The organism is Syntrophorhabdaceae bacterium, assembly GCA_035541755.1.
Classification (GTDB): Bacteria; Desulfobacterota; Syntrophorhabdia; order Syntrophorhabdales; family Syntrophorhabdaceae; genus PNOF01.
This window is the reverse complement of record DATKMQ010000132.1, coordinates 1-6,118: the sequence shown is the minus strand read 5'-3', so window position 1 is coordinate 6,118 and position 6,118 is coordinate 1. Positions and strand designations below refer to the sequence as shown.

The following is a 6,118-nucleotide window of genomic DNA, read 5'->3' as shown; positions in this document are numbered from 1 at the left end:
GGCTGAGTGGTTTGGGATTAGGTAGCTTTAATTGTTCCTTCTTGGAAGCGAGCAGCAGGCTTCCTCAGAGAAAAATCGACATTACAGGCGGGATTCAATACTCCTTGTTGAAGGCTAAAGATATGCAATAAGTCACTATGTGTTCGAGCAGCCTGTTCCTTTCTTTAATGACAACTTTCAGAAGTGATCAAAGACTCAGTCGATCGATCGGCAAACTCATATCTTTCAGATCGTATTCGAGCCCCAGGTCGGTGAACATCGATTTTGCTTTTTGCAGAGACTCTTTGCCGTTTCCTGCATTGATTTCCGAAGATGGACCGTTGCTCACGCAGCATCGCGTACCAATCTCGGCAAAAGTCCTTGCGAGATGGGCACGGGCGCCCAGGCGTGTCCCTTCGCTAATTGCCTTTTGCCACCACCTGAATGCACCTTTCTGATCGTCGATCAACCAGTTATAAACGCCCATAAGCCTATATGCTTCGGTCTTAAATAGTGCCGCTTTCTGGCACTTGTCGATCAGCATCTTTCCTGACTTGAAGGCATTCCGCCGGTACTCGGAAGATTCGCCCATTTGGCCGTTACAGAGTGCTTCTTCAAGGCGGCGGAGGTCGTATTCAAACTGGGTCCTCAAAAGAAACGACAACTGTATGGGAACGGCACGCACCTTGGATCTGATCTGCTGAGCCCGATCCAAAGCTCTTCCGGCTTCTTCCGTTTCCTTCATCAGCAGGTGGATTGAGGCTTTCAGGGACTGCATGGACAACTCCGACTGTGGCCAGGTCTTTCTCACCACAAGATCGATGCCTCGATTCACTTCGGCCCTTGCTTCCTCGATCTGGCGACATTCAATAAGCAGCTGCATATTCAGTAAGTATTTCAGGAGGCGGGAAGCATCGTTGTCATACGTTTCGGCGATTTCGCCCAATTTCGCTACGAACAATCTTGTTGTATCGAAATGGCCCTGGTAAATTTGTGGGAGCCCTTTCCAGTAGTAGTACCCTGAGGCCCAAAACGTTTCCCCGAGTCTCAGTATCCTCCTCACCAGATCCTGATCGCATTCCGCGATCTGATTCCACTCCCCCTTCAGGAAAAGGTGCTGTGTGTCTACCAGGTCGTATATGATGGACTGCCTGGCGTCATCCCGGTCCAGCCGGGGCTTTGCATAGTCAGCGATTCTTCTGGCCGTGCTCAGGGAAAGGCCCCCGAAGGAGAACAGGGTGCTGGCTCCAGCAAAGATAGCAATCCCCAATTTGAACCTGCTGGGTTCGAAGCGGACGGCCGTGGCATGGAAGAAGAAGAATTCCGATACAAATCTTTTGGGGTTGATGATGACGAGCGCTTCAGCTTTCTTGTAATACAGTTCCACAGCTTCAATATCCCGCTGGCTGGGGCGCTTCTTGAAGTATCGCGACGGCAAGTAGAGAGCGAGCAAAAAGGTCGTGACACTTGACAGAAGCCTCAGTGTCTTGGAAACGGAAGTCTTTGGTAAGGTGCCCCAATAATAGTTCAGAGCCTTGTCAAAATGTTCAACCGCCTCTGTGTACTGCCCCCGGTTAAAAAGCGCCAGCCCGATATTCTTCTGGAGCATGGCAAGCTTCGCGGGTTCAACGTTTTCGCCCTGCAATCTTTCATAGATAACCAGCGCTTCCTGGTAATAGCGAAGCGCCTCGTTCGACGCAGAAGACCTCAGAGCTTCTTCCCCGGCCTTTATCAAACACTCTTCTGCCTCTTCCAGGCTCTCAGCCTTGCCATAATGATAGGCGAGCATCCCGTAGCATTCGTGGAGCCTTTCACTGAAGATCTTTTCTATGGCTCTTGCTACGCTAAGGTGAACCTCCTTTCGCCTCGAGGGCAGGATAGATTCGTACGCGACCTCCTGGATGAGTCCGTGTTTGAACACATACTCTAACTCTCCTAATCGCCTTCGTTCGTGGAGGAGTTGTATTTCCTTTAGGTAGGTGAGGCTCTCATTTATGCCGTCAATATTGGATGCGACTTCCTCCAGAATGCGGCGAAAGAAGGATCTTCCAATGACCGATGCTATTCTAAGCACCTCACGTGTCTGCTCCTTCAATCGGTCGATTCTCGCCGTCAGCAGGGCTTCTATCGTATTAGGTATCGAGAGAGTCGCGGCCTCCCTCGTTACTTGAAATTTGCCTTCCATCGGAACGAGAGCTTCTTCATCGAGAAGTGAGCGTATGATTTCTTCAATGAAGAACGGATTACCCCCAGTTCGCTCCACTATGCTCGTGACGAGCCCAGGTTGAATGGACCCCAACATACCACTGATCAGTACTTCGCTGCTCTTTTCAGACAGGGGTTGTAGCACCATCTCCATATAATAATTAGGATGGCGCTCCCTAACGGTCTGAGTTATGCGCTCTCCCGTTTCCTTGTAGTCCGGCCGAAAAACATTGATAAAAACAATCCGTTGTGTACGCGCGAGACGAAAAACCGATTCCAGAAGCTCGATGGTACTTTCGTCAGCCCAGTGCAAGTCTTCCATAATGATTACGAGAGGTGTCGTTTCGGCTGCCTTTGTTAATACATCCTCAATGCTTCTCACGATCAGTCTTTTCAGCGCTTCGCCTTCTATCCCCTCCACCCTCCGCGCCAGGTCCCCCGTAAGCTCTATCCCCATGAGTATTGCCAGAAAAGGAAGTACCTCACCATAATCGTCGGGGAACAACATCCTTACAGCAGCCTGAAGCTTTAGGAAAGACGCTACCTCTCCATCATCACTCCTGATGCCCACCCATTGCTTCGCAAGGTCGATAATCGGGTGGAATCTAAGGTTTTTCCCAAACGAAATCGCCCGTCCTTCCAATAGGATTACTCTGTTTATCACGTCTCGTTTTCTCAGTTCAGCCACCATTCGCGACTTACCTATTCCGGCGTCGCCGATAATGTTAACTACCGACCCTTGCCCATTAATTGCAGTAATTACCTGTAATTCAAGACGATTGAGTTCGCTGTCCCTCCCCATCATTTCTGAATAGATCATGCGTTCCGAGCCCAGGCGGGGGCGGTAGACATCCTCTTTGGCTGATATGACCCGGTAGACGAAAATTGGTTCTTCCTTGCCTTTGACGAATTTTTTGCCCAAAGGTTGGAAATGAAAGAGTTCCTTCGTCGGTTGGTAAGTCTCTTCGGTCACATACGTTGTTCCGGGTACTGCGAGTGCTTCCACCCTGGCAGCCATATTGATCGTATCACCTACGAGGGTGAACTGAAATCCGAGGTCAATGCCCACCGTTCCGGCAACAACGGTTCCCGTGGTTATTCCAATACGTAAAAGGATCGGGGGCGTTTGACTCAACGTATTATTGAACTCAGCCACATTCTTATGAATCGCAATAGAAGCCCTGATTGCACGCGGGGGACCGTCTTCCAGCGCCTCAGGAGCACCAAAGAGAGCCAATATTCCATCTCCCAGCACTTCATGCACGGTGCCGCCATACTGCTGAATATCTTGGATCATGATGTCAAGAATTTTCCCCCTGATCGCAAACGTCTCTGCGGCGCCGAGTTCATGAGTCAGTTGCGTGTAATCTTTCATGTCACAGAACATCACCGTTACGCGTCTGCGTTCGGGTTCAATTCTATCCTTTTGAACTGTGACATTATTCGTACCGAGTTTTCGACTATTTCTGTGGGTGTTGGCTATTTCTTGTCTGAGAGAATCCGCTTTGTCTGCCACGCTGGCGGTGTGCGTTAGGGTGCTGCCGCATTTACCGCAGAAATTCATTTCCGCTGGATTTTCGTACCCGCATTTCACACATTTCATTTCAGATGTACCCCCTGGTGTTCCGGTAACCGAACTCCAGCTTTGAAGGTCTTGTATAGACACATTTTGTACTCGAGTCTTATCACTGCGTACCCCAGAGGGCAAAAGTGTCTTGCGTGTGAGGTGACAAAGGGAACTATAATTCAATGTTAGCCCCCAACAAATCCCCCGTCAAGGATATTCCATAATCGACCTTCACCGACCCCAGCACTGAGGGCCGCTCGAGTCGTTCGTACAGGCCTCCTTTGTGCAAAGGCGAAAGCTTCGGCCAAGCTATGTAATTGATATTGTAAGTTCCTAACAGTCGATGCCACTCTGACCCGCTCGCATGCAAGGCTGCTATTATCTGACCGTTTCTGTTGACGCCTTGACCCATTGCGAGTATCCTTGTAGGTAGGTTCCAATAAGTACTGACCTTATTAGATTAGCAGTTCTTCCGTTCAATTATGCGGCCCTGGAGGAGACTTGAAACTCCAAATTCTCGGGTGCAGCGGGGATGTGACCGGTAACCGTAGAACTACTGCTTATCTTGTAAACGACAGAGTCCTTTTCGATGCGGGGGCCGTGACGGACGCTCTCTCTACGGGGGAGTTAAAGCAGATCTCTCATGTCTTCCTCAGCCATAGCCATCTCGATCATGTGAAGGGTCTTTGCTTTCTCTCGGAGCAGGTATCCCTGAACAAAGGTTGGTCACTCACGGTCTTAGCCGATGAACAAGTGATCAAGGCGCTCTCTCTTCACGTCTTCAACGATATTCTCTGGCCCAACTTCACTTTGTCGCAAGGCAAGGAGGAGTCTTTCGTGCGCCTTGAGGCGCTGGACCCGCTTGGGTGGATAACTGCTCATGGGTTAAACGTGAAAGCCATTGCTGTGAACCACAAGACACCCACTACCGGATTCCTCGTGAAGGAAGGCGAGAACGCGATCATGATGACCTCCGACACAGGCGTAACGGAACAATTCTGGAAGGTGGCGCAACTCGAAGAGCATTTGGCATTCGTGATAGCCCACGTGGCCTTTCCTGATCGCCTTTCGAGGCTCGCGCAGAGATCCGGACACATGACGCCATCCGTTCTTCTTGAACGGATAGACACCCACGGTCTTCACCATGTCACCTTCTACGTTGCCCACGTAAAGTCCGAGTTTGAAGATGAGATCCGACATGAGATGGGCAAGATGGGAAAAGAAAATATTCGCCTGGCTGAAGAAGGGTCCATACTGGTCGTATGAAGTCGATTGCCCACGGTAAATTAAGCATGGATGCGCGGAACGTCGCTTACAGATGAAAGAAGGGAGTTCGATGCGGCGACTGGTGCACGAGTCTAGTTTCCGAGAGCGCAATCATCATGGATTCCTCGATTCCTATAGTGCTCCGGGTATCGTGCGGTTACGCCATTTGTAGTTCAGATTGTTCCGCAGGAGGAACGCATGGGAAGAACATCCGGCAGCCGATCAACTTTGCTTCGAGCACGAGCACGGGGAACCATCCCAAAACGTGGGCAAGACGGTGAACATGTTGCAGTGCTCGAAGCACTCAACATTCCAGTAACCCTGATCGCCCCCCATTATACCTATCACTGGGCAAACAGCTGTTACGCGAAGGCTCACGGGAAGACACAGGGAGAGATCGTTGGCAGGACAGTGCAGGAGGTTTGGGGTGAGAAGTTCAACGACGTAATTAAAGGTAACCTTGACCGGTGTTTTAAAGGTGCGGAGGTGCGCGACGAAGGGTGGGTGAGTTTCAAAGCCTTGGGTCGGCGTTACTGTGAGGTTGTCTATTCACCGTATCGCTCCGTTGGGGGGTCGGTCATAGCCGCAATGGTCATTACCTATGACGTCACTGACCGCGAAGAGTTAGAGAGACGCCTCAGCCAGAGTGAAGAACGGTTCCGCGACCTGTCGGAAGCATCCCTGGAGGCAATCGTATTCATGGAGCAGGGGGTCATCATCAATGCGAACAGCGCCTTAAGTCGGATGTTCGGCTATGAGCTTGAGGAAGCTCTGGGCAAGCCTACGACCAACTTTATCGCTCCTGAATACAGAGCCGACATTGAGGAGAAGGTCAGGACCAAGAGCGAAGGCGTGTACGAGAGCATGGGCGTCAGGAAAGACGGGATCTGTTTCCCCATCGAGATTAATGCCAGGGAACTCCACCTCAGGGGCCGCCGCCTGAGAGTTGCCGCCGTACGTGACCTCACAGAACGGAAGCGTATCGAAGCCGAACTGAAGGCGCACCGTGACCATCTTGAAAAACTTGTCGAGGAGCGCACCAGGGAACTGGCCAGGAGCGAGGAGAAATTCCGTTCTATCGTCGAGCATGCGACAGAGGGC

General features: G+C 51.0%; 3 protein-coding genes. 2 read left to right on the top strand and 1 reads right to left on the bottom strand.

Features of this window, described 5'->3' with window-relative positions; genetic code table 11:
• Nucleotides 1-187: 187 nt before the first annotated feature.
• Nucleotides 188-3,787, bottom strand: a complete 3,600-nt coding sequence (locus VMT62_13340) for an adenylate/guanylate cyclase domain-containing protein (protein ID HVN97407.1) — start codon at nt 3,785-3,787, stop codon at nt 188-190.
• Between the two features lie 465 nt (nt 3,788-4,252).
• Between VMT62_13340 and VMT62_13335 the strand changes: the two genes are divergently transcribed.
• Together VMT62_13335 and VMT62_13330 are read left to right on the top strand one after the other, a co-directional pair.
• Nucleotides 4,253-5,017, top strand: coding sequence for a 3',5'-cyclic-nucleotide phosphodiesterase (locus VMT62_13335; protein ID HVN97406.1), 765 nt, complete (start codon nt 4,253-4,255; stop codon nt 5,015-5,017).
• A gap of 198 nt (nt 5,018-5,215) precedes the next feature.
• Nucleotides 5,216-6,118, top strand: a 903-nt coding sequence (locus VMT62_13330) for a PAS domain S-box protein (GenBank protein ID HVN97405.1), incomplete at its 3' end; no start/stop codon positions are given.